Origin of the sequence: Cupriavidus nantongensis (assembly GCF_001598055.1) — a bacterium.
GTDB lineage: Bacteria > Pseudomonadota > Gammaproteobacteria > Burkholderiales > Burkholderiaceae > Cupriavidus > Cupriavidus nantongensis.
The window spans coordinates 531,545-552,017 of sequence record NZ_CP014844.1; the positions used below are offsets into that span (position 1 = coordinate 531,545).

16 protein-coding genes and 1 tRNA gene are annotated in these 20,473 nt (G+C 68.5%); 13 read left to right on the forward strand and 4 right to left on the reverse strand.

Annotation, left to right across the window (positions count from 1 at the left end):
- Position 1: 1 nt before the first annotated feature.
- From A2G96_RS02405 to A2G96_RS02415, 3 genes are read left to right on the forward strand one after another with little or no spacing between them, the layout of a single operon-like run.
- Positions 2 to 388 carry a DUF6285 domain-containing protein gene (locus A2G96_RS02405; protein ID WP_062796444.1) on the forward strand — a complete coding sequence of 129 codons (387 nt, stop codon included), beginning with the start codon at positions 2 to 4 and terminating at the stop codon, positions 386 to 388.
- Positions 385 to 1,701 (forward strand): acyl-CoA dehydrogenase family protein, encoded by a 1,317-nt coding sequence (locus A2G96_RS02410; protein WP_062796446.1) that lies wholly within the window; start codon positions 385 to 387, stop codon positions 1,699 to 1,701. Before A2G96_RS02405 ends, A2G96_RS02410 begins: the two co-directional genes overlap by 4 nt.
- A complete protein-coding gene (locus A2G96_RS02415) occupies positions 1,698 to 3,017 on the forward strand; it encodes an MFS transporter (protein ID WP_062796448.1) in 1,320 nt (439 codons plus the stop codon). The genes A2G96_RS02410 and A2G96_RS02415 overlap by 4 nt, the downstream gene beginning before the upstream one ends.
- 34 nt (positions 3,018 to 3,051) lie before the next feature.
- On the opposite strand, the gene A2G96_RS02420 is transcribed toward A2G96_RS02415, so the two are convergent.
- Positions 3,052 to 3,981: a LysR family transcriptional regulator gene (locus tag A2G96_RS02420; RefSeq protein ID WP_062796451.1), complete on the reverse strand. Its 930-nt coding sequence runs from the start codon at positions 3,979 to 3,981 to the stop codon at positions 3,052 to 3,054.
- 104 nt (positions 3,982 to 4,085) lie between these two features.
- Here A2G96_RS02420 and A2G96_RS02425 point away from each other — a divergent pair, with 104 nt between their 5' ends.
- From A2G96_RS02425 to A2G96_RS02440, 4 genes are all read left to right on the forward strand, one after another.
- Positions 4,086 to 5,078, forward strand: a complete 993-nt coding sequence (locus A2G96_RS02425) for a Bug family tripartite tricarboxylate transporter substrate binding protein (RefSeq protein WP_062796453.1) — start codon at positions 4,086 to 4,088, stop codon at positions 5,076 to 5,078.
- A 315-nt stretch (positions 5,079 to 5,393) separates the two neighbouring features.
- Positions 5,394 to 5,873, forward strand: coding sequence for a bacterioferritin (gene bfr / locus A2G96_RS02430; RefSeq protein ID WP_062796455.1), 480 nt, complete (start codon positions 5,394 to 5,396; stop codon positions 5,871 to 5,873).
- A gap of 96 nt (positions 5,874 to 5,969) precedes the next feature.
- Positions 5,970 to 6,044: transfer RNA gene (locus tag A2G96_RS02435), tRNA-Cys, on the forward strand.
- A gap of 316 nt (positions 6,045 to 6,360) precedes the next feature.
- Positions 6,361 to 6,804 (forward strand): GNAT family N-acetyltransferase, encoded by a 444-nt coding sequence (locus A2G96_RS02440; RefSeq protein WP_062796456.1) that lies wholly within the window; start codon positions 6,361 to 6,363, stop codon positions 6,802 to 6,804.
- A 35-nt stretch (positions 6,805 to 6,839) separates the two neighbouring features.
- Here the strand turns inward: A2G96_RS02440 and dmeF are convergent, their stop codons facing one another.
- Positions 6,840 to 7,817, reverse strand: a complete 978-nt coding sequence (gene dmeF, locus A2G96_RS02445) for a CDF family Co(II)/Ni(II) efflux transporter DmeF (RefSeq protein WP_062796457.1) — start codon at positions 7,815 to 7,817, stop codon at positions 6,840 to 6,842.
- Between the two features lie 410 nt (positions 7,818 to 8,227).
- On the reverse strand, positions 8,228 to 9,688 hold the full coding sequence (locus A2G96_RS02450; RefSeq protein WP_062796458.1) for an aminotransferase-like domain-containing protein: 1,461 nt from the start codon (positions 9,686 to 9,688) through the stop codon (positions 8,228 to 8,230).
- Positions 9,689 to 10,012: 324 nt separating this feature from the next.
- On the opposite strand from A2G96_RS02450, the gene aptA reads away from it, so the two are divergent.
- The 4 genes from aptA (at position 10,013) to A2G96_RS02470 (ending at position 14,923) form a co-directional block, all read left to right on the forward strand.
- The gene (aptA, locus tag A2G96_RS02455; RefSeq protein ID WP_062796459.1) at positions 10,013 to 11,344 is read left to right on the forward strand and encodes an omega-aminotransferase AptA; all 1,332 of its coding nucleotides are present in this window, start codon (positions 10,013 to 10,015) and stop codon (positions 11,342 to 11,344) included.
- A 121-nt stretch (positions 11,345 to 11,465) separates the two neighbouring features.
- Positions 11,466 to 12,983 (forward strand): CoA-acylating methylmalonate-semialdehyde dehydrogenase, encoded by a 1,518-nt coding sequence (locus A2G96_RS02460; RefSeq protein ID WP_062796460.1) that lies wholly within the window; start codon positions 11,466 to 11,468, stop codon positions 12,981 to 12,983.
- A gap of 16 nt (positions 12,984 to 12,999) precedes the next feature.
- Positions 13,000 to 13,350 carry a glyoxalase superfamily protein gene (locus A2G96_RS02465; RefSeq protein ID WP_062796461.1) on the forward strand — a complete coding sequence of 117 codons (351 nt, stop codon included), beginning with the start codon at positions 13,000 to 13,002 and terminating at the stop codon, positions 13,348 to 13,350.
- A gap of 175 nt (positions 13,351 to 13,525) precedes the next feature.
- A complete protein-coding gene (locus tag A2G96_RS02470; RefSeq protein WP_062796462.1) occupies positions 13,526 to 14,923 on the forward strand; it encodes an amino acid permease in 1,398 nt (465 codons plus the stop codon).
- 2 nt (positions 14,924 to 14,925) lie between these two features.
- Here the strand turns inward: A2G96_RS02470 and A2G96_RS02475 are convergent, their stop codons facing one another.
- A complete protein-coding gene (locus A2G96_RS02475) occupies positions 14,926 to 16,335 on the reverse strand; it encodes an aminotransferase-like domain-containing protein (RefSeq protein ID WP_062796463.1) in 1,410 nt (469 codons plus the stop codon).
- A 224-nt stretch (positions 16,336 to 16,559) separates the two neighbouring features.
- Between A2G96_RS02475 and A2G96_RS02480 the strand changes: the two genes are divergently transcribed.
- Entirely contained in the window at positions 16,560 to 16,907 is a 348-nt protein-coding gene (locus A2G96_RS02480; RefSeq protein ID WP_062796464.1) for a DUF2917 domain-containing protein, read from the forward strand.
- A gap of 264 nt (positions 16,908 to 17,171) precedes the next feature.
- On the forward strand, positions 17,172 to 20,462 hold the full coding sequence (icmF, locus tag A2G96_RS02485; protein ID WP_062796466.1) for a fused isobutyryl-CoA mutase/GTPase IcmF: 3,291 nt from the start codon (positions 17,172 to 17,174) through the stop codon (positions 20,460 to 20,462).
- Positions 20,463 to 20,473 lie beyond the last annotated feature (11 nt).

Here is a 20,473-nt window from a genome sequence, read left to right on the forward strand (position 1 = left end):
CATGCCGGACACCCCCCACGCCGCGGAACTGATCGACGCGGTGACCGCCTTCCTGCGTGATACCGCGATCCCAGGCTTGAGCGGCCGCGCGGCCTTCGACGCGCGCGTGGCCGCCAACGTGCTCGACATCGTCGCGCGCGAGCTGCGCCTCGCGCCTGCGGCGCAAGCCGCCGAGCATGAGCGCCTGCGCGTGCTGCTGGGCGCCGACGGCACGCTTGCCGAACTGAACCGGCGCCTGTGCGAGGGCATCGCCAGCGGGCGCCTCGATGCCACCACGCCGGGGCTTGCCGACCACCTGTGGGCGGTCACGCTGGCCAAGCTTGCCGTCGACCAGCCCGGGTACAGCAGCTATCGCCAGATTGTGGATCCTGAGGAGACGCTTCCATGAATTTCCAGCTGCCGGCCGAGCTGACGGCCTACCTGGCCGAGCTCGATGCCTTTATCGAGGCGGAGATTGCACCGCTGCAGGCCGAACACGACAACCAGCGCTTCTTCGACCACCGCCGCGAGTGGGCCCGCACCGACTTCGACAACCAGGGCCTGCCGCGTCCCGAATGGGAGGCGCTGCTGGCCGAGGCGCGCCGCCGCGCCGACCGCGCCGGGCACCTGCGCTTCGCGCTGCCCGCCGAGTACGGCGGCCGCGATGGCGGCAACCTGTGGATGGCCGTGATCCGCGAACACCTGGCGGCCAGGGGGCTGGGTTTGCACAACGACCTGCAGAACGAGCACTCGATCGTCGGCAACAAGCCATTCGTGCTGGTGCTGCGCGATTTCGGCAGCGACGCGCAACGCGCCACGCTGATCCCGGGCATGCTCGACGAGACCGTCAAGCTGAGCTTCGGCCTGACCGAGCCCGAGCACGGTTCCGATGCCACCCACATGGCCACGCGTGCGCGTCCCGAGGCGCGTGGCGGCCGCGGCGGCTGGCGCATCGACGGCGAGAAGATGTGGACCACCGGCCTGCATACCGCCACGCACGTGGTGCTGTTCGCGCGCACCAGCGGCGAGGACGGCGATGCCCGCGGCATCACCGCGTTCCTGGTGCCGGCGCACAGCGAAGGCGTGCGCGTGGAAGAGTACCTGTGGACCTTCAACATGCCCACCGACCATCCGCGCGTGAGCTTCAGCGGGGTCTGGGTGCCGGACGACGCCGTGCTTGGTCAGCCCGGCGCGGGCCTCGCCATCGCCCAGCATTTCGTGCACGAGAACCGCATCCGCCAGGCCGCCGCCAGCCTGGGCGCGGCCGATTACTGCATCCGCGAGAGCGTGAAGTACGCGCGCCAGCGCAAGCCCTTCGGCCAGGAGCTGGCGCGCAACCAGGGCATCCAGTTCCCGCTGGTGGAACTGGCCACGCGCGCCGAGATGCTGCGCGCCTTTATCCGCCAGACCGCGTGGCAAATGGACCAGATGCCCAAGCGCGAGGTGGAGAAACGCCTGTCGGACAAGGTCTCGATGTGCAACTACACCGCCAACCGCCTGTGCTGCGAGGCCGCCGACACCGCGATGCAGGTGCACGGCGGGCTGGGCTATTCGCGCCACAAGCCGTTCGAGCATATCTACCGCCACCATCGCCGCTACCGCATCACCGAGGGCTCGGACGAGATCCAGATGCGCAAGGTCGGCGCCTACCTGTTCGGCTATATCGGGCGCGACGGCCGCGATGGCGGCGCGCATCCCCTTACTTCCGGGAGACACGCATGAATCCATCCTACCAACCCCGCCGCGCTTGGCTGACCGCAGTGCTGTTGTTCTTCTTCCTGGTGGTCAACGCCATGGACAAGATGGTGGTGGGCCTGCTGGCCGCGCCGATGATGGCGGAGCTGGGGCTGACGCCGGCGCAGTTCGGGCTGGTCGGCAGCAGCTTCTTCTGGCTGTTCGCGGTGTCGGGTGTGCTGGGCGGCTTCCTCGCCAACCGCACGCCGACTTCGCGGCTGCTGATCCTGATGGCGCTGGCGTGGTCGCTGTGCCAGATCCCGATCGCGCTGTCGTCCAGCCTGGCGGTGCTGATCGTGTCGCGCGTGCTGCTCGGCTTCATGGAAGGGCCGGCCGCGCCGGTGGCGATCCACGCCTGCTACAAGTGGTTTCCGAACAACCGGCGCAACCTGCCGGTGGCGGTGCTGACTCAGGGCGCGGGCATCGGCATCGTGCTGGCCGGGCTGCTGATCCCGGCGGTGGCCGCGCACTGGGGCTGGCGCACCAACTTCTACCTGCTGGCGGTGCTGGGCGTGGTGTGGGCGGTGGCGTGGCTCGCGCTCGGGCGCGAAGGCACGCTCGACGAACGCCCGGCCGGCCATGGTGCCGCGGGCGCCGCGGGCACCGGCGCGCCGCAGCGGCTGCCGTATCGCGTGCTGCTGAGCGATCCCACCGTGCTGGGCTGCTTTGCCCTGCGGCTGGCGGCGTACTGGGGCCTGGCGCTGTGCCTGACCTGGATCCCGGCCTACCTGCAGAGCGGGCTGGGCTTCGACCATGCCGTCAGCGGCAAGCTGTTCGCTCTGATCGTCGGCACCAACCTGCCGCTGACGATCGCGATCGCGTGGTTCTCGGAACGGCTGCTGGCGCGCGGGGTGTCGTCGCGGGTGGCGCGCGGCCGGATCTCGGCCGGCATGCTGCTGCTGGCAGGCGGCTTCTTCCTGTCGCTGCTGTGGCCGGACACCACGCCCGCCATGCGCGTGGGGCTGCTGGTGCTGGCCTGCGTGTGCGCGCCGGCGATCTATTCGCTCGGCCCGGCGATGCTGGCCGAGGTGGTGCCGGCCGGGCAGCGCGGCGCGGTGCTGGCGATCGATGCCTCGGTGTCGTCGGTGGCCGGCGTGCTGGCGCCGCTGGTGACGGGCGTGCTGGTGCAGAACGTGCCCGGCGCGCGCGGCTTTGAACTGGGACTGGCGCTATGTGGCGCGCTGATGGTGGTGGCGGCGCTGGCCGGGCTGTGCGTGGTCAACCCCGAGCGCTCGCGCCAGCGCCTGGCCGCGCGGCTGCCGGCGGATGTCCCGGCCGGACAGCCCGCGGTGGCTGCGGGCTGAACGCTTCGCATCGCGCCGGCCCGCCCGGCCAAAACTAGGCGCCGGTCTGCGCCACCGCTTCATGCACCAGCGCCGCGAACACGCGCATGGCCGGCGATGGGGTGCGCCCGGCCAGCGTGACGATGCCGTACTGCGCCTTCAGCGCGGTGGGCGGGTGCATCGGCAGGGCCACCGCCAGGCGCTGCGCGCACGCCTCGGCCATCATCGCCACCGGCACCAGCGCCACGGCATCGACCGCCAGCAGCAGCGTGCGCAGCGCGTGCATGTCGTTGCAGGTGACGGTCATCAGGCCGGGCTGGTCCTCGGGCAGCGGGCCGCTGCTGCCGCTGGCCTCGTGCAGGGCCTGGCGGAAGTAGCGCACGATATGCGGCGGCAGCCGGGTCCCGGCCACCGGGTAGGCGCGCAGGTCGGCCAGGGTGACTTTGCGCTGCTGCGTCAGCGGATGGCCGCTCCGCACGAAGAATGCCGTTTCCAGTGCCGGCAGCCGGTCGATCTGCAGGTGTGCCAGGTCCGCCAGGCTGCGGCTTTCGCCGACAAAGATGTCGAGCTGCTCGGCTTCGAGCGAGCGCCGCATCGCGGCAGTGTCTGCGGTCTCGAGGTCGATGCGCAGTCGCGGGTAGCGGCGCACCAGCGCCTCCAGCACCGGGTCGAGCAGGAACGACGCCGCAAACGGCCCGAAGCCGGCGCGGATGGTGCCGACTTCCACGTCTTCGAGCAATTGCAGGTCGCGCCGCAGTTCGCGCTGCTCGCGCAGCATGCGGCGCGCGCGCGTCAGCGCCAGCATGCCGGCGGCGGTGGGGCGCACCTTGCCGTAGCTGCGGTCGATCAGCGTGCCCAGCTCGGATTCCAGCGCCTGGATGCTGCGCGTCAGCGCCGGCTGCGACAGGTGCAGTGCGGCCGCGGCGCGCGCGAAGCTGCCTTGCTCGACCAGCGTGACGAAGTGATGCAGTTGCCTCAGGCCCATGAATTAACTATTTGCGCATCAAAAACTGAAAAATATTGCATTGGACGTAAGTTCTCAAGCCCACTAAGGTTGTCCTCCAAAACCAAAACCGATCTGGAGACAACATGAACCGACGCGCATGGCTGACCCTGGCCACCAGCGGCCTGGTCGCCGGGCTTTCGCTCGGCATGGCCCTGCCGGCCGCGGCCCAGGCCTATCCCGCCAAGCCGATCCGCATCGTCGTGCCCTATGTGGCCGGCGGCGGCACCGACACCATCGCCCGCGCCATGGGTGAAAAGCTGAGCAAGCGGCTGGGCCAGCCGGTGGTGGTCGACAACAAGGCCGGCGCTTCCGGCATCATCGGCACCGATGCCGTGGCCAAGGCCGCGCCCGATGGCTACACGCTGCTGATGACGCTGACGCAGTCGGTGCTGACCAACCAGTTCCTGTTCCAGAAGCTGCCCTACGACCCGCGCAAGGACCTGAGCATGATCAGCGTGCTGGCCGACGCGCAGCTGGTGCTGGTGACCCACCCGTCAGTGCCGGCGCGCACCGTGCGCGAGCTGGGCGACTACGCGCGCAGCCGGCCGGGCAAGCTCAGCTATGCCTCGTGGGGCGTCGGCTCGCTGTCGCACCTGAGCGGCGCCTACTACAGCAAGCTGGTGCACGGCCAGGCCACGCACGTGCCCTACAAGGGCGAGGCGCCGATGCTGCAGGACCTGCTCGGCGGGCAAGTGCAGTTTGGCTTTGCCAGCATCCTGACCGCCAAGCCCTACATCCAGAGCGGCAAGCTCAAGGCGCTGGCGGTGACCGGCACGCAGCGCAGCAGCGCGCTGCCCGACATGCCCACCTTCGCCGAGGCCGGCATGCAGGACAGCGCCTTCAAGACCGTCGGCTGGATCGGTCTGGTGGCGCCGGTGGGCGTGCCGGCACCGATCCTGGCCCGGCTCGAGAGCGAGGTGCGCGCCATCCTGCAGACCCCGGAGATGCAAGAGCGCATGGTCACGCTGGGCCTGCGCACCGTGGGCAGTACGCCGGCCGAGGCGCAGGCGCTCTATGCGCGCGACTGGCCGGTGCTGAAGACGCTGGTGGCGGATTCGGGCGCGAAGCTGGACTGAACTGCAACGATGGCAACGCCCACGGCGGGCGCCGCGGCAAATACCGCGGCGCCCGCCTTTTCATGGTCGCGATGTCGTGCAGGGCGCTTATGAAAGCCGAATAAAAACCATTGGCATTCGCATCCGCAAGCAGGCGAAGAAAATAGGGAATCCGTGCGGCAAGAACCACGCGGCGCGGCCCGCGATGGCTTGATGTCCGCCCATGCGGGACTACCATGAAGTCACGGCGGCGGATCGCTGATGCGCCGTGGCGTTGCTGTGGTCGTGCCATCGCGACATCGTGTGTCCCCGTTGCTGGGGACATTGGGGAATGCCATGAAGACTGACAAGAAGGTAATCCAGTTGCTGAACGCGCAGCTGCGGCATGAGCTGACCGCCATCAACCAGTACTTCCTGCATGCCCGCATGTACCGGCACTGGGGCTTGCGCGCGCTGGGCAAGCATGAGTACGACGAATCGATCGAGGAAATGAAGCACGCCGACAAGCTGATCGAGCGCATCCTGCTGCTCGACGGCTTGCCCAACCTGCAGGACCTCGACAAGCTGCTGGTCGGCGAGAACACCGAAGAGATGCTCGGCTGCGACCTGAAGCTGGAACAAGTGTCGCAGGCCAGCTGCAAGGACGCGATCAAGTATTTCGAGTCGGTCGGCGATTATGTCTCGCGCCAGCTGGTGGTCGATATCCTCGAGGACACCGAGGAGCATATCGACTGGCTCGAGGCGCAGCTGGAGCTGGTGCGCAAGGTCGGCTTGCAGAACTACATCCAGTCCGCCATGGGCGGGATCGAGGACTGAGCCGGCGCGTTGAGCCGCGCGGTCTCCTGCAAAGATTTCCATTTCCCGCTACACTGCGGCCCGCAGCACGTCGCGCCACTCCGGCGCGATGTCAGCGGCGGGGTGGCAGAGTGGTTATGCAACGGCCTGCAAAGCCGTGTACGACGGTTCGATTCCGGATCCCCGCCTCCATCTTCCTGCCCGGGCGCATTGCGCCCGGCGCACCTGCGCATGCGCGCGCGACCTTTCCGCTTTCCTTTTTTCACGCGCCTGTCATCGGCCTGCGCCATGACTGCGGCGTGCTGTGCCGCGCGCGCCCTGACCGGTATGCCGCAACGGTTCCGGACACCCGTTTATCCCCAATGGATCAACGGCAACGAATCAGGTAATGTTGCCCGACAGGCCTGTCGGCCTGCGTGCAACCCGTGCCGCCAGTTGGCGGCACCGCCATGTACGGGCTTCCATGGCGTTTCCCTTCGCGAGGCAGTGTGACAAACAGAGGCTCCAGATGATGAAAGACCTGCGCATCCGCGTGGCCGTACCGACCGACGCTCCCGCCGTGGGAGAGGTGCTGGAACGATGCGGGCTGCCGGTGGACGGTGTACCGCGGCTGCTCGAGCATTTCCACGTTGCCATCCTTGGCGCGCAGATCATCGGCTGCGCCGCCGGCGAGCGCTGCGGCGATACCGTGGTGATACGTTCCGTGGCCGTGCTGCCAGAACACCGAGACCAGGGCGTGGCCACCCACGTGGTGCGTGCCGCGCTGATGCGCGCGCGCGCCAACGGCGCGCGGCGCGCGGTGCTGCTCGCTTCCAGCTGTCCCAGCTATTTCGCGCGCTACGGCTTTACGCTGGTGCCGGCCGCGAAGCTGCCGCCCGAGGTCATGGCATCTAGCGAATTCCACCGCGCCGCGGACACGCCGCCGCTGTGCATGTGGTGCGAGCTGAGTTGATCCCCTGTTAGCCGACGGCGAGCTTCGCGCTCGCCTCAGTGGACACCGTCGCAGCGGCTGATCTCCACCGTCACGTGCACCAGTTCCTCGTGCACCGACAGTGCCTCGCGCACGCGCTGCGGCGTCAGCGCGGCATCATGCGTGACCAGGCAGACGATGCAGGCAAAGTGCTGCCGCCCCACGCGCCACACATGCAGGTCGGACACGCGAGTGCTTTCATCACCGTGATCCAGGCCGGCCAGCACCTCGCGCACCTCGTCGACCACCGGGTGGTCCATCTCGCGGTCCAGCAGCACCGTGCCGCTCTGGCGCATCAGCCCGATGGCCCAGCGGCCGACCAGCACCGCGCCCACCAGCCCCATCACCGGGTCCAGCCACGACCAGCCCAGCCACCAGCCGCCGGCCAGCGCGATGATCGCCAGCACTGAGGTCGCGGCATCGGCCAGCACGTGCACATAGGCGGCGCGCAGGTTGAGGTCGTGGTGATGATGGCCATGGTCGTGGCCGTGATGGTGAGCGTGTTGGTGACCATGGTCATGGCCGTGGTCGTGGCCATGCGCATGGCCGCCGAGGATCAGCGCGCAGCCGAGGTTGACCAGCAGCCCGAGCGCGGTCACGCCCATCGCCTCGCGATAGTGGATGGCCTGCGGCGTGAACAGCCGCTCGACCGAGCCTGCCGCCATCAGCGCGGCAATGCATAGCAGGAACACCGCGCTGGCAAAGCCCGCCAGCACTTCGATCTTCCAGGTGCCGAAGGCAAAGCGCCAGTCGCCGGCGTAGCGCCGCGCAGCGGCATAGGCGAAGGCCGACAGGCCGATCGCCAGCGCGTGCGAGCTCATGTGCCAGCCATCGGCCAGCAGTGCCATCGAGTTGAACCAGAGCCCGGCGGCGATCTCGGCCACCATGGTGATGGCGGTGATCACCATGACCAGGCGCGTGCCGCGTTCGGCGGCGCGGTTGCCGGCGTCGAAGGCGTGGCTGTGGGTCCAGGCGGACAGGTCTTGGGTATGCATGGAAAATTCGTGCGTTGCGCTTGAAATCGTGAAGCCCGCCCGGCACGGAGCCGGGCAGGCCCAAGGGTAGCAGAGACCTGTGCGCGTGCCGCGACATCCCCCGACGGCGTCAGGGGCGGGTTTGGGCTGGTCAGGAAAGGGCGGGCCGGTATTGCGGACGTGTGCCTTATACACAACAACATACCCGCGATAGTCGTAAGGAATCTTGTCTTTCGCTTACATACATTCATGAATGGATGTATGATCCAGCGAAAAATTCACGCCCCCGTCATATCTTTGTTGACCGTACCGAGATGAGCTATCGCTTTATTGCCACCTGTCTTGCCGCCTGGGTAGGCGTTTGCGCCACCGCCGGCTGGCTGGTCGAGCGTCTCTGGAGCTGAGCGCCGGCCGGGCTGCATCCCTCCACCTCAAGCCGCCTCGCGCGCCTGCGCCAGGCTGTCAAAGAACTGCCACAGCTGCGGCGCATCGCCGGTGGCCACGTTGAAGCGGATCCATGGCGAGTCGGTTTCGTCCGGCTCGAAATACGATCCCGGCGCCAGCCAGATGCCATGCTCCAGCGCCAGCGTGGCAAGCCGGTTGCCGAGCAGCGGTCCGCCGCGCCGGCTGGCCAGCCAGCGCGCCTGCACCGCTTCGTTCAGGCGCGCCCACGCGAACATCCCGCCTTCCGGGCGCAGCAGCACCTCCAGCCCGTGGGCTTCCATCCTTTCCGTGACGCGGTCCTGCTGCGCGCGCAGCCGTTCCGCCAATGCCGCCACATGGCGACCGTAGTGGCCGCTGGTCAGCACCGAATACACCAGCCGCTCCGTCACCTCCGATGAGGTCAGGCCGACTGCCATCTTGGTACGCGCGAAGGCCTTGGCCAGGTCCGGGCTGGCGGCCAGGTAGCCGACCCGCAGCGACGGCGTGATGGTCTTCGAAAAGCCGTTGACATAGACCACCTGCGACAGCCCGTCCATGGCCGCCAGCATCGGCGAGCCGGCCGGCGCCAGTTCGCGGTAGATATCGTCCTCGACCACCAGCAGCCGGTGCTGCTCGGCCAGTTGCAGCACGCGGAAGGCGTTCATGCTGGTCAGGCTGGCGCCGGTCGGGTTCTGCAGCACGGTGTTGATGAACAGCGCGCGCGGGGCATGGGCGCGCAGCGCATCTTCGAGTGCATCCGTGTCCAGTCCCGCCGCCGTGCGCGGCACGCCGACCACACGCAGCGCGGCCAGCCGCAGGATCTGCAGCAGGTTGCAGTAGCACGGCGATTCCACCAGCACGGTATCGCCGGCGCGCAGCAGCGTGCGCACCACCAGGTCCAGCGCCTGCGTCGCGCCCTGGGTCAGCACCACCTGCTGCGCCTGCAGCGGAATGCCGTACTGGCCCAGGCCCGCGGCAATGTGCTCGCGCAGCGGCGCAAAGCCATACGGATGGCCGTAGCCCGACAGCTGCGCCGCCGGCACCCGCGCCGATGCGCGCATGGCCTGGTGCAGGCCTTCCTCGTTGAGCCAGTCGCCCGGCAGCCAGCCGGCGCCGGCCTTGATCGGCACCGAATGGTCGGCAAACACGTCCGACAGCAGCCAGGCCGCGTTCAGTCCCGGCGCCTCCCATTGCGGCGCGCGCGCATTGCCGGCCGGCGCGTGGCGGTGCGCCACGGTGTAGCCCGAGCCGGGCCGCGCAGCCAGGTAGCCGAGCGCGGTCAGCCGACCGTAGGCCTCGGCCACGGTGAAGGTGCTGACGTGATGATGCTGGGCGAAGCGCCGCACCGACGGCAGCGCCGCGCCGGCCCGCAGCGCGCGCTGCTCGACCAGCGCGGCGATGCCGGCGACGATCTGCTCGGTCAGGGTGTCGCCGTCGCGGCGGCTGCGGGTCAGGTTCAGGGTCAGCATCGTGCACTCGGGCTGGGCGTGGACCTGTACAGTTTAGCGGCTGGCGGCGTGCTCGCGACCGCTAACGTTCCATCCAGCGAAAATTGCCGCGGTGCAGCGCGCCATGCCCCTGCGGCGGCAGAGGCGGCGCACGGCGCGAGTGCCTGGGGCCGGCACCGGAGTGCCGCTTGCCTGTACGGTTTGGCGTGGCCAAACTGTACGGTAAGGCGAGGTTGTCCGGACTGTATATTTTGTCGGCCAGCCACCGCCGGTAGAGTGGCCTTCATCGCCGCCGCTGCCCCCAGCGCGGCGCCGCCCACCGACCCGATTCCTCCAGGAGAACGTATGGACGCCGCCAAGACCGTGATTCCCGATCTCGATGCGCTGTGGATGCCTTTCACCGCCAACCGCCAGTACAAGGCGGCGCCGCGCCTGCTGGCGTCGGCCAGCGGCATGTACTACACCACCCACGACGGCCGCCAGATCCTGGACGGTTGCGCCGGCCTGTGGTGCGTGGCCGCAGGCCACTGCCGCAAGGAAATTGCCGAGGCGGTGGCACGCCAGGCGGCCACGCTGGACTATGCGCCGCCGTTCCAGATGGGCCATCCGCTGTCGTTCGAGGCTGCCACCAAGGTGGCGGCGATCATGCCGCAGGGGCTGGACCGCATCTTCTTCACCAACTCGGGCTCGGAGTCGGTCGACACCGCGCTGAAGATCGCGCTGGCCTACCACCGCGCGCGCGGCGAAGGCCAGCGCACGCGCTTTATCGGCCGCGAGCGCGGCTACCACGGCGTCGGCTTCGGCGGCATGGCGGTGGGCGGCATCGGGCCGAACCGCAAGGCCTTCTCGGCCAACCTGATGCCGGGTACCGACCACCTGCCGGCCACGCTCAACCTGGCCGAGGCCGCCTTCTCCAAGGGGCAGCCGCAATGGGGCGCGCACCTGGCCGACGAGCTCGAGCGCATCCTGGCGCTGCATGACCCGGCCAACGTCGCCGCGGTGATCGTCGAGCCGCTGGCAGGCTCCGCCGGCGTGCTGGTGCCGCCGGTCGGCTACCTGGAAAAGCTGCGCGAGATCACCAGCCGCCACGGCATCCTGCTGATCTTCGACGAGGTCATCACCGCCTTCGGCCGCCTCGGTGCCGCCACCGCGGCCGAGCGCTTCAAGGTGACGCCGGACCTGATCACCATGGCCAAGGCGATCAACAACGCCGCGGTGCCGATGGGCGCCGTCGCGGTGCGCCGCGAGGTGCATGACGCCGTGGTCAATTCGGCCGCACCGGGTACGATCGAGCTGCTGCACGGCTATACCTATTCGGGCCATCCGGTTGCCGCCGCGGCGACCATCGCCACGCTCGACCTGTACCAGCGCGAGAACCTGTTCGGCCGCGCCGCCGAACTGGCGCCGGTCTTCGAGGCCGCGGCGCACGGCGTGCGCGGCGCGCCGCACGTGAAGGACATCCGCAACTACGGGCTGGTGGCCGGCATCGAGCTGGAATCGCGTCCGGGCCAGCCCGGCGCGCGCGCCTACGAGGCCTTCCTCAAGTGCCTGGAGCTGGGCGTGCTGGTGCGCTACACCGGCGACATCCTGGCGTTCTCGCCGCCGCTGATCATCTCGGAGGCGCAGATCGGCGAGATGTTCGATACGGTCAAGAAGGCGCTGCAGGACATCAAGTAAGGCACATCGAGCCGGCGGCCCGCGCCGCCTCCCATTGCCGCCGGGCCCGCGGGCCCGGCCTCCCTGATTGCACGCCGGGGCGCGCTGTGTTGCGCGCCGCGGCCATCGAAGGAAACCCCAAGTGAGCATCGCAGAAAACCGGCAACTGGCCGAAGTCCATCATTTCATCGGCGGCACCGTGCGCCGCGCCGCCGGCCAGCGCCAGGCGGATGTATTCAACCCCGCCACCGGCGAAGTCTCCGCACGCGTCGCGCTGGGTACGGCGCAGGACGTGGCCGATGCCGTCGCCGCCGCCAGGGCCGCGTTTCCGGCGTGGGCCGACACTCCGCCGCTACGCCGCGCGCGCATCCTGTTCAAGTTCAAGGAACTGCTCGACCAGCACCACGACGACCTCGCCGCGCTGATCACGCGCGAGCACGGCAAGGTGTTCTCGGATGCCAAGGGCGAAGTCACGCGCGGCATCGAGGTGGTGGAGTTCGCCTGCGGCATCCCCAACCTGCTCAAGACCGATTTCACCGACAACATCGGCGGCGGCATCGACAACTGGAACCTGCGCCAGCCGCTGGGCGTGGTGGCCGGCATCACGCCGTTCAACTTCCCGGTGATGGTGCCGATGTGGATGTTCCCGGTGGCGCTGGCGTGCGGCAATACCTTCGTGCTCAAGCCGTCCGAGCGCGACCCGTCGCCGAGCCTGCTGATTGCCGACCTGCTGCGCCAGGCCGGTTTGCCCGACGGCGTGTTCAACGTGGTGCAGGGCGACAAGGAAGCGGTCGACGCGCTGCTGGCGCACCCCGACGTGCAGGCGCTGTCGTTCGTCGGCTCGACCCCGATCGCCGAGTACATCTATACCGAAGGGACCAAGCACGGCAAGCGCGTGCAGGCGCTGGGCGGCGCCAAGAACCACCTGGTGGTGATGCCCGATGCCGACCTGGACCAGGCCGTCGATGCGCTGATCGGCGCCGCCTACGGCTCGGCCGGCGAGCGCTGCATGGCGATCTCGGTGGCGGTCGCGGTCGGCGACGTCGCCGACCGGCTGGTGCCACGACTGGCCGAGCGTGCGCGTGCGCTGAAGATCCGCAACGGCATGGAGGCCGATGCCGAGATGGGCCCGCTGGTGACCGGCGCGCACAAGGCCAAGGTCGAGGGTTATATCGCGAAGGGCGTGGAAGAGGGCGCGACGCTGGTGACCGATGGCCGCGGCCACACGGTCGACGGGCACGAGAACGGCTTCTACGTCGGCGGCACGCTGTTCGACCATGTGACGCCGGAGATGACGATCTACAAGGAAGAGATCTTCGGCCCGGTGCTGTCGGTGGTGCGCGTGCACGACTTTGCCGAGGCGGTGGCGCTGATCAACGCGCACGCGTACGGCAACGGCGTGTCGTGCTACACCAGCGACGGCGGCATCGCGCGCGCGTTCGCGCGGCAGATCCAGGTCGGCATGGTCGGCATCAACGTGCCGATCCCGGTGCCGATGGCGTGGCATTCGTTCGGCGGCTGGAAGCGCTCGCTGTTCGGCGACCACCATGCCTATGGCGAAGAGGGCGTGCGCTTCTACACGCGCTACAAGAGCGTGATGCAGCGCTGGCCGGACTCGATCGCCAAGGGCGCGGAGTTCACCATGCCGGTGGCGAAGTAAGCAGCGGAGCGCGGGCATGAAGGTCAACCGCATCGTCGCCAACATCGGCACCGCCGATCCCGGCCGGGCCCGCGCCTTCTACCAGGATGTGCTGGGCCTGGAGCTGCTGATGGACCACGGCTGGATCCGCACCTACGGCAGCGATGCCGCGGCGCGGACCCAGGTCAGCTTTGCCGTCGAAGGCGGCAACGGCACGCCCGTGCCCGCGCTGTCGATCGAGGTCGACGATGTCGACGAAGCCCACCGCCGCATGGTGGCGGCCGGCTTTGCCGTCGAATACGGCCCGGCCGACGAGCCATGGGGCGTGCGGCGCTTCTTTGTGCGCGACCCGTTCGGGCAGCTGGTCAATATCCTCGCGCACGCCTGAGCGCGGGCCTTGCCCGCCGTCAGTGCCGGCCCGGCGCGCCTTTCCTATCATTCCTGCAACGCGTTGGCACGGCGCAAGTGATGCATGCGCCCGGCCAGCGGCGTACACTAGCGCCCTTTTTTCCGGGCCCCGGCATTGCCGCCGCGGGGCCCGGCCACCGTTGCAGGGAGTTTGAATGAGCTTGTTCCGCACCAAGGACATCGACGCTATGCTGGCCGTCGCGCGCGATGACGGCCTGAAAAAGGTGCTGGGTCCGGTCGACCTGGTGCTGATGGGCATCGGCGCCATCATCGGCACCGGCATCTTCGTGCTGACCGGCACCGGCGCGCTGACCGCGGGGCCAGCGCTGACGGTGTCGTTCGTGATCGCGGCGCTGGCGTGCGGCTTTGCCGCGCTGTGCTACGCGGAATTCGCCTCGGCGATCCCGGTGTCGGGCTCGATCTATACCTACAGCTACGCCACGCTGGGCGAGATCGTCGCGTGGATGATCGGCTGGGACCTGCTGCTGGAATACGGGCTGGCGACGTCGGCGGTGTCGGTGGGCTGGTCGGGCTATTTCCAGTCGCTGATGGCCGGCTTCGGCATGAAGCTGCCGGCCGCGCTGAGCGCGGCGCCAGGCTCGGTGCCGGGCGTGCAGACCGTGCTGAACCTGCCGGCGTGCCTGATCATGCTGGCCATCACCTGGGTGGTGTCGTACGGCGTGCGCGAGTCTGCGCGCGTCAACAACCTGATGGTGGCGGTGAAGATCGGCGTGGTGCTGCTGTTTATCGCGGTGGGCGTGTGGCACGTGCAGCCCGCCAACTGGCAGCCGTTCGCGCCGTTCGGCTTTGCCGGCATCTTCAATGCGGCGGCGCTGGTGTTCTTCGCCTTTATCGGCTTCGATGCCGTGACCTCGGCCGCGGAAGAAGTGCGCAACCCGCGCCGCGACCTGCCGATCGGCATCATCGGCTCGCTCGCGGTCTGCACCGTGCTGTATGTGGTGGTGGCGGCGATCATGACCGGCATCGTGCCGTTCGCGAAGTTTGCCGGGGTGGACCATCCGGTCTCGCTGGCGCTGCAGTTCGCCGGGCAGAACTGGGTCGCGGGCTTTGTCGACCTGGGCGCGATCCTCGGCATGACCACGGTGATCCTGGTGATGACCTACGGCCAGACCCGCGTGATCTTCGCCATGTCGCGCGACGGGCTGCTGCCCGAGCGGCTGTCGTCGGTGCATCCGGTGCATGCCACGCCGTATTTCGCCACCTGGACCGTCGGCGTCGTGTTTGCCGCGATTGCCGCCTTCGTGCCGCTGAACGTGCTGGCGGAGCTGATCAATATCGGCACGCTGGCCGCCTTTACGCTGATCTCGGTCGCGGTGCTGGTGCTGCGCAAGACCCGGCCCGAGTTGCCGCGCGCGTTCCGCTGCCCGGGCGTGCCGGTGGTGCCGCTGCTGTCGATCGGCTTCTGCCTGTTCCTGATGGCCCACCTCCAGGCGCTGACCTGGGTCGCCTTCCTGGTGTGGCTGGCGCTGGGGCTGGTGATCTACTTCGCCTATGCGCGGCGCAATGCCGTGCTGCATAACCACGGCGGCTGAGGTCAGCGCGCGCCGCGCTCCGCTGCCGCCTTCATGAACGCCACCGCGCGCGGCTCGTTGGCATAGGCGGCGTTGATGCGGATCCACGCCGAGGTCTCGCCGCCCGGGCGGAAGTAGTTGCCCGGCGCCAGCGTCACGCCGAACTGTTCGCCCAGCGTCACCAGCTCGCGCGAGTCCTCGATGCCGGGCGGGCGCGCCCACAGGAAGTTGCCGCCGGAGGGCTGGCAGAACACCTCCCAGCCGTTGCCATGCAGCTGGCGCACCGCGTTGGCGACGGCCTCGCGCACGCGCAAGCGCAGCCGCTCCACGTACTTGCGGTAGCCGCCGCGCTCCAGCAGCGCCGCGGTCACCGCTTCGGCAAAGTGCGAGCCGGCCACGCTGGTCAGCACCTTCACATCGACCAGGTCCTTGACCAGCGCCTTGTCGGCCACCAGGTAGCCGATCCGCAGCGAGGCCGACACCGTCTTGGAGAAGCCGCCGATGTAGATCACGTGCTCGAGCTGGTCGAGCGTGGCCAGCCGGTCGGTGAAGTGGGTCTGGAAGTCCGAGAAGATATCGTCCTCGACAAAGCGGAAGCCATGGCGGCGCGCCAGCTCCAGCAGCCGGAACGCGACCGGCGGCGCGAGCGTCGAGCCGGTCGGGTTCTGCAGCACGCTGTTGGTGAAGAACAGCTTGGGCTTGTGCTGGCGCAGCAGCGCCGCGGTGGCGTCAGGGTCGGGGCCGTCGGGCGTGTGCGGCACGCCCACCAGCTGCACCCCGTGCAGGCGCAGCAGGCCAAAGAGGTTGTAGTAGCCGGGGTCTTCGACGAACACCGTGTCGCCCGGCTTGAGCAGGTGGCGCACCACCAGGTCCAGGGCCTGGCTGGCGCCGGTAGTGATCAGCACCTGCGGCAGTTCCGCCGCGATGCCCAGCTGGCGCACGCGCAGCAGCACCTGGCGGCGCAGCTCCGGATGGCCCATCGGCGTGGCGTAGTGGATCACGCTGTCGATCTCGTTGCGCGAGATCGCGCGGATCGCCTGCGTCAGGCCCTCCACGTCGCGCCAGCTCTCGGGGACGAAGCCGCCCGCCAGCTTGAGCGTGCCGCTGGGGTGGTTGAACTGCTCCAGGATATGGTCGGACAGGTCCTCGGCCAGGCTGGGGTCCGACCAGCCGCGCGCCGAGCGCCCCGCCAGCGGACTGTCCGCCACATAGAACCCCGACCCCTGCCGCGAATCGAGCAGCCCCTGCGACACCAGCCGGTCATAGGCCTCGATCACCGGGAAGCGGCTGATGCCGTTCTCGGCCGCCAGCTGCCGGATCGACGGCAGCCGCGCGCCGGGGCGCGCCTCGCGATTGCCGATCCACGCCTTCACGCCGTCGACGATCTGCTCGGTCAGTGGAATTCCGGTGGAAGCATCTAAGATGAGTTTCATGGGCGGAGCTGCCGGGGAGCTGCCGGTGGGCTGCCGGTGAGGGGCGGTGGGCAGGCAACTGTCAGGAAAAACTACTGAACAGTCCATCGAAAACTGTTCACAACTGTACATGGGATTGTAGTGAGGGATGCGAATAATGGAAGCGTGGCGGACGAAGGCGCCGGCATCCGCATCCAGGATGCTCCGGCACCCGCGCTGACCGCCGGGCTGACAAGGAGTGCAACATGCGCGAACTACGGACTTTCGAACTGGACCAACCCGGACTGCCGGTGAGCTGGCGTGCCGGTTACGGGCAGACCGTCTGCGCGGCGGCGGGCAAGCTGTGGGTGACGGTGGAAGGCAATCCCAACGATATCTGGCTGGAACCGGGCCAGGAACTGGCGCTGCCCGAGGGCTATAGGGTCTGGCTGTCCGGCGATGGTACGGGGGCGCGCTTCACGCTGGCGCAGACGCCCGCGCCGTGGTCGATGCAACGGCTGGCCGCGTGGCTGCGCGCGCTGCGGCATCGGGTGACCGAGCACAGCACCGATGCGTTCGGCGAATGCCCGCGGATATGGGCGTTGTGCCGGTAACGCGGCAGGCAGTCATCTGGATGCGGCGCAAAGGCCACCGGCAAGGTGGCCTTTTGTTTGTCCGCAGCGCGCAGACACCTACTCTATAAGGACGCCGGCACCCCGCCGTCCGGGTTCCGCCCCATTGATTTACGTTAACGTCAACGTCATACAATCGACCCGCCCCAACCCCGGGGCGCAGCCCGCGCGTTTCCAGCCAAGCCGGCACAGAACGGCGCCGGCGGACGCCGCGGTCGCAGCCAACACCCCGACACGGTGGAGACAATGACCGACCTTTCCGATGTCCATGATGTGCGCCGCGGCGCGCCCCAGCCCAAGCCGGTGCAGCCCGGCACCGGCCCGGTCAACAAGGTGCGCTTCGTCACCGCCGCATCCCTGTTCGACGGCCACGACGCGTCGATCAACATCATGCGCCGCATCCTGCAGTCGCACGGCTGCGAGGTGGTCCACCTCGGCCACAACCGCTCGGTCGAGGAGATCGTGACCGCCGCGCTGCAGGAAGACGCGCAGGGCATCGCGATCTCCAGCTACCAGGGCGGCCATGTCGAGTACTTCAAGTACATGGTCGACCTGCTGCGCGACAAGGGCGGCGAACACGTGCAGGTCTTCGGCGGCGGCGGCGGCGTGATCGTGCCCGACGAGATCCGCGAACTGCAGGCCTACGGCGTGGCCCGCATCTACAGCCCCGAGGACGGCCAGCGCATGGGCCTGGCCGGCATGATTGCCGACATGGTGCAGCGCTGCGACCTCGACCTGAGCCGCTATGCGCCCGCCTCGCTCGATCCCGTCGCCGCCGGCGACCGCCGCGCGCTGGCGCAGCTGATCACCGCGCTCGAGAACGGCAAGGCCGATGCGGCGCTGGTGGCGGCGATGCATGCCCAGGCGCAGCGGGCATCAATCCCCGTGCTCGGCATCACCGGCACCGGCGGCGCCGGCAAGTCGTCGCTGACCGACGAGCTGATCCGCCGTTTCCGCCTCGACCAGCAGGACGCGCTGTCGATCGCCGTGATCTCGATCGACCCGTCGCGGCGCAAGTCGGGCGGTGCGCTGCTGGGCGACCGCATCCGCATGAACGCGATCAACCACCCCAACATCTTCATGCGCTCGATGGCGACGCGCGAGGCCGGCTCCGAGATCTCGCAGGCGCTGCCTGATGCGATCGCCGCGTGCAAGGTGGCGGGCTTCGACCTGGTGATCGTCGAGACCTCGGGCATCGGCCAGGGCGACGCCGCCATCGTGCCGCACGTCGACCTGTCGCTGTACGTGATGACGCCCGAGTTCGGCGCCGCCAGCCAGCTCGAGAAGATCGACATGCTCGACTTCGCCGACTTCGTCGCCATCAACAAGTTCGACCGCAAGGGTGCGCAGGATGCCTGGCGCGACGTGGCCAAGCAGGTGCAGCGCAACCGCGAGCAGTGGCACGGCAAGCCCGAGGACATGCCGGTGTACGGCACCCAGGCGTCGCGCTTCAACGACGATGGCGTCACCATGCTGTACCAGGGCTTGCGCGAGGCGCTGGCCGGACATGGCCTGAAGGTGAAGGCGGGCACGCTGCCGGTGCTGGCCGGGCGCATCTCCACCGGCCAGAACGTGATCGTGCCGCCGGCGCGCAGCCGCTACCTGGCCGAGCTGGCCGACACCGTGCGTGCCTACCACCGCCGCGTCGCCGAGCAGAGCCGCATCGCTCGCGAGCGCCAGCAGCTGCGCGAAGCCAGCCGCATGCTGCAGGCCGCGCAGGGCGACGGCGCCGCGCTGGACGCGCTGGCCGCGGAGCGCGACAGCGCGCTGGGCCAGGTCGAGCGCAAGCTGCTGGCAATGTGGCCGCAGATGCGCGAGGCCTACAGCGGCGACGAATACGTGGTGAAGATCCGCGACAAGGAGATCCGCACCGGGCTGGTCACCACCACGCTGTCGGGCACCAAGGTGCGCAAGGTGGTGCTGCCGCGCTTCGACGACGACGGCGAGGTGCTGAAGTGGCTGATGCGCGAGAACGTGCCCGGCAGCTTCCCGTACACCGCCGGCGTGTTCGCGTTCAAGCGCGAGAACGAAGACCCCACGCGCATGTTCGCCGGCGAAGGCGATGCCTTCCGCACCAACCGGCGCTTCAAGCTGGTGTCGCAGGGCATGGATGCCAAGCGCCTGTCGACCGCGTTCGACTCGGTCACGCTGTACGGCGAAGACCCGCACCTGCGCCCCGATATCTACGGCAAGGTGGGCAACTCGGGCGTGTCGATCGCCACGCTCGACGACATGAAGGTGCTGTACGACGGCTTCGACCTGACCAGCCCGAGCACCTCGGTGTCGATGACCATCAACGGCCCGGCGCCGACCATCCTGGCGATGTTCATGAACACCGCCATCGACCAGCAGCTCGACAAGTTCCGCGCCGACAACGGCCGCGATCCCACCGCCGACGAAGAGGCCAAGATCCGCGCGTGGGTGCTGCAGAACGTGCGCGGCACGGTGCAGGCCGATATCCTGAAGGAAGACCAGGGCCAGAACACCTGCATCTTCTCCACCGAGTTCTCGCTCAAGGTGATGGGCGATATCCAGGAGTACTTCGTGCACCACCAGGTGCGCAACTTCTACTCGGTGTCGATCTCGGGCTACCACATCGCCGAGGCCGGCGCCAACCCGATCTCGCAGCTGGCGTTCACGCTGTCCAACGGCTTCACCTATGTGGAAGCGTACCTGGCGCGCGGCATGCATATCGACGATTTCGCGCCCAACCTGTCGTTCTTCTTCTCCAACGGCATGGACCCCGAGTACAGCGTGCTGGGCCGCGTCGCGCGCCGCATCTGGGCCGTGACCATGCGCGACAAGTACGGCGCCAACGAGCGCAGCCAGAAGCTGAAGTACCACATCCAGACCTCGGGGCGCTCGCTGCATGCGCAGGAGATCGACTTCAACGATATCCGCACCACGCTGCAGGCGCTGATCGCGATCTACGACAACTGCAATTCGCTGCACACCAACGCCTACGACGAGGCCATCACCACGCCCACCGGCGAATCGGTGCGCCGCGCGCTGGCGATCCAGCTGATCATCAACCGCGAGTGGGGCGTGGCCAAGTGCGAGAACCCCAACCAGGGCAGCTTCCTGATCGAGGAGCTGACCGACCTGGTGGAAGAGGCGGTGCTGCAGGAGTTCGAGCGCATCGCCGAGCGCGGCGGCGTGCTGGGCGCGATGGAGACCGGCTACCAGCGCGGCAAGATCCAGGAGGAATCGCTCTACTACGAGCAGCTCAAGCACGACGGCACGCTGCCGCTGATCGGCGTGAACACCTTCCGCAATCCGGACGGCGACCCGGTGCCGCAGAAGCTGGAACTGGCGCGTTCCAGCGAGGCCGAGAAGCAGAGCCAGCTCGAGCGCCTGCAGGCATTCCAGCAGGCTCATGCCGACGAAGCCCCGGCGATGCTGCAGCGGCTGCGCCAGGCGGTGATCGACAACCAGAACGTGTTCGCGGTGCTGATGGACGCGGTGCGGGTCTGCTCGCTGGGGCAGATCACGCATGCGCTGTTCGAGGTCGGCGGGCAATACCGGCGCAATATGTAGACCCCGATCCA

Coding starts and splice junctions, on each gene's coding strand:
- A2G96_RS02405 (WP_062796444.1), top strand. CDS start 2: ATGCCGGACACCCCCCACGCCGCGGAACTGATCGACGCGGTGACCGCC.
- A2G96_RS02410 (WP_062796446.1), top strand. CDS start 385: ATGAATTTCCAGCTGCCGGCCGAGCTGACGGCCTACCTGGCCGAGCTC.
- A2G96_RS02415 (WP_062796448.1), top strand. CDS start 1,698: ATGAATCCATCCTACCAACCCCGCCGCGCTTGGCTGACCGCAGTGCTG.
- A2G96_RS02420 (WP_062796451.1), bottom strand. CDS start 3,981: ATGGGCCTGAGGCAACTGCATCACTTCGTCACGCTGGTCGAGCAAGGC.
- A2G96_RS02425 (WP_062796453.1), top strand. CDS start 4,086: ATGAACCGACGCGCATGGCTGACCCTGGCCACCAGCGGCCTGGTCGCC.
- bfr (WP_062796455.1), top strand. CDS start 5,394: ATGAAGACTGACAAGAAGGTAATCCAGTTGCTGAACGCGCAGCTGCGG.
- A2G96_RS02440 (WP_062796456.1), top strand. CDS start 6,361: ATGATGAAAGACCTGCGCATCCGCGTGGCCGTACCGACCGACGCTCCC.
- dmeF (WP_062796457.1), bottom strand. CDS start 7,817: ATGCATACCCAAGACCTGTCCGCCTGGACCCACAGCCACGCCTTCGAC.
- A2G96_RS02450 (WP_062796458.1), bottom strand. CDS start 9,688: ATGCTGACCCTGAACCTGACCCGCAGCCGCCGCGACGGCGACACCCTG.
- aptA (WP_062796459.1), top strand. CDS start 10,013: ATGGACGCCGCCAAGACCGTGATTCCCGATCTCGATGCGCTGTGGATG.
- A2G96_RS02465 (WP_062796461.1), top strand. CDS start 13,000: ATGAAGGTCAACCGCATCGTCGCCAACATCGGCACCGCCGATCCCGGC.
- A2G96_RS02470 (WP_062796462.1), top strand. CDS start 13,526: ATGAGCTTGTTCCGCACCAAGGACATCGACGCTATGCTGGCCGTCGCG.
- A2G96_RS02475 (WP_062796463.1), bottom strand. CDS start 16,335: ATGAAACTCATCTTAGATGCTTCCACCGGAATTCCACTGACCGAGCAG.
- A2G96_RS02480 (WP_062796464.1), top strand. CDS start 16,560: ATGCGCGAACTACGGACTTTCGAACTGGACCAACCCGGACTGCCGGTG.
- icmF (WP_062796466.1), top strand. CDS start 17,172: ATGACCGACCTTTCCGATGTCCATGATGTGCGCCGCGGCGCGCCCCAG.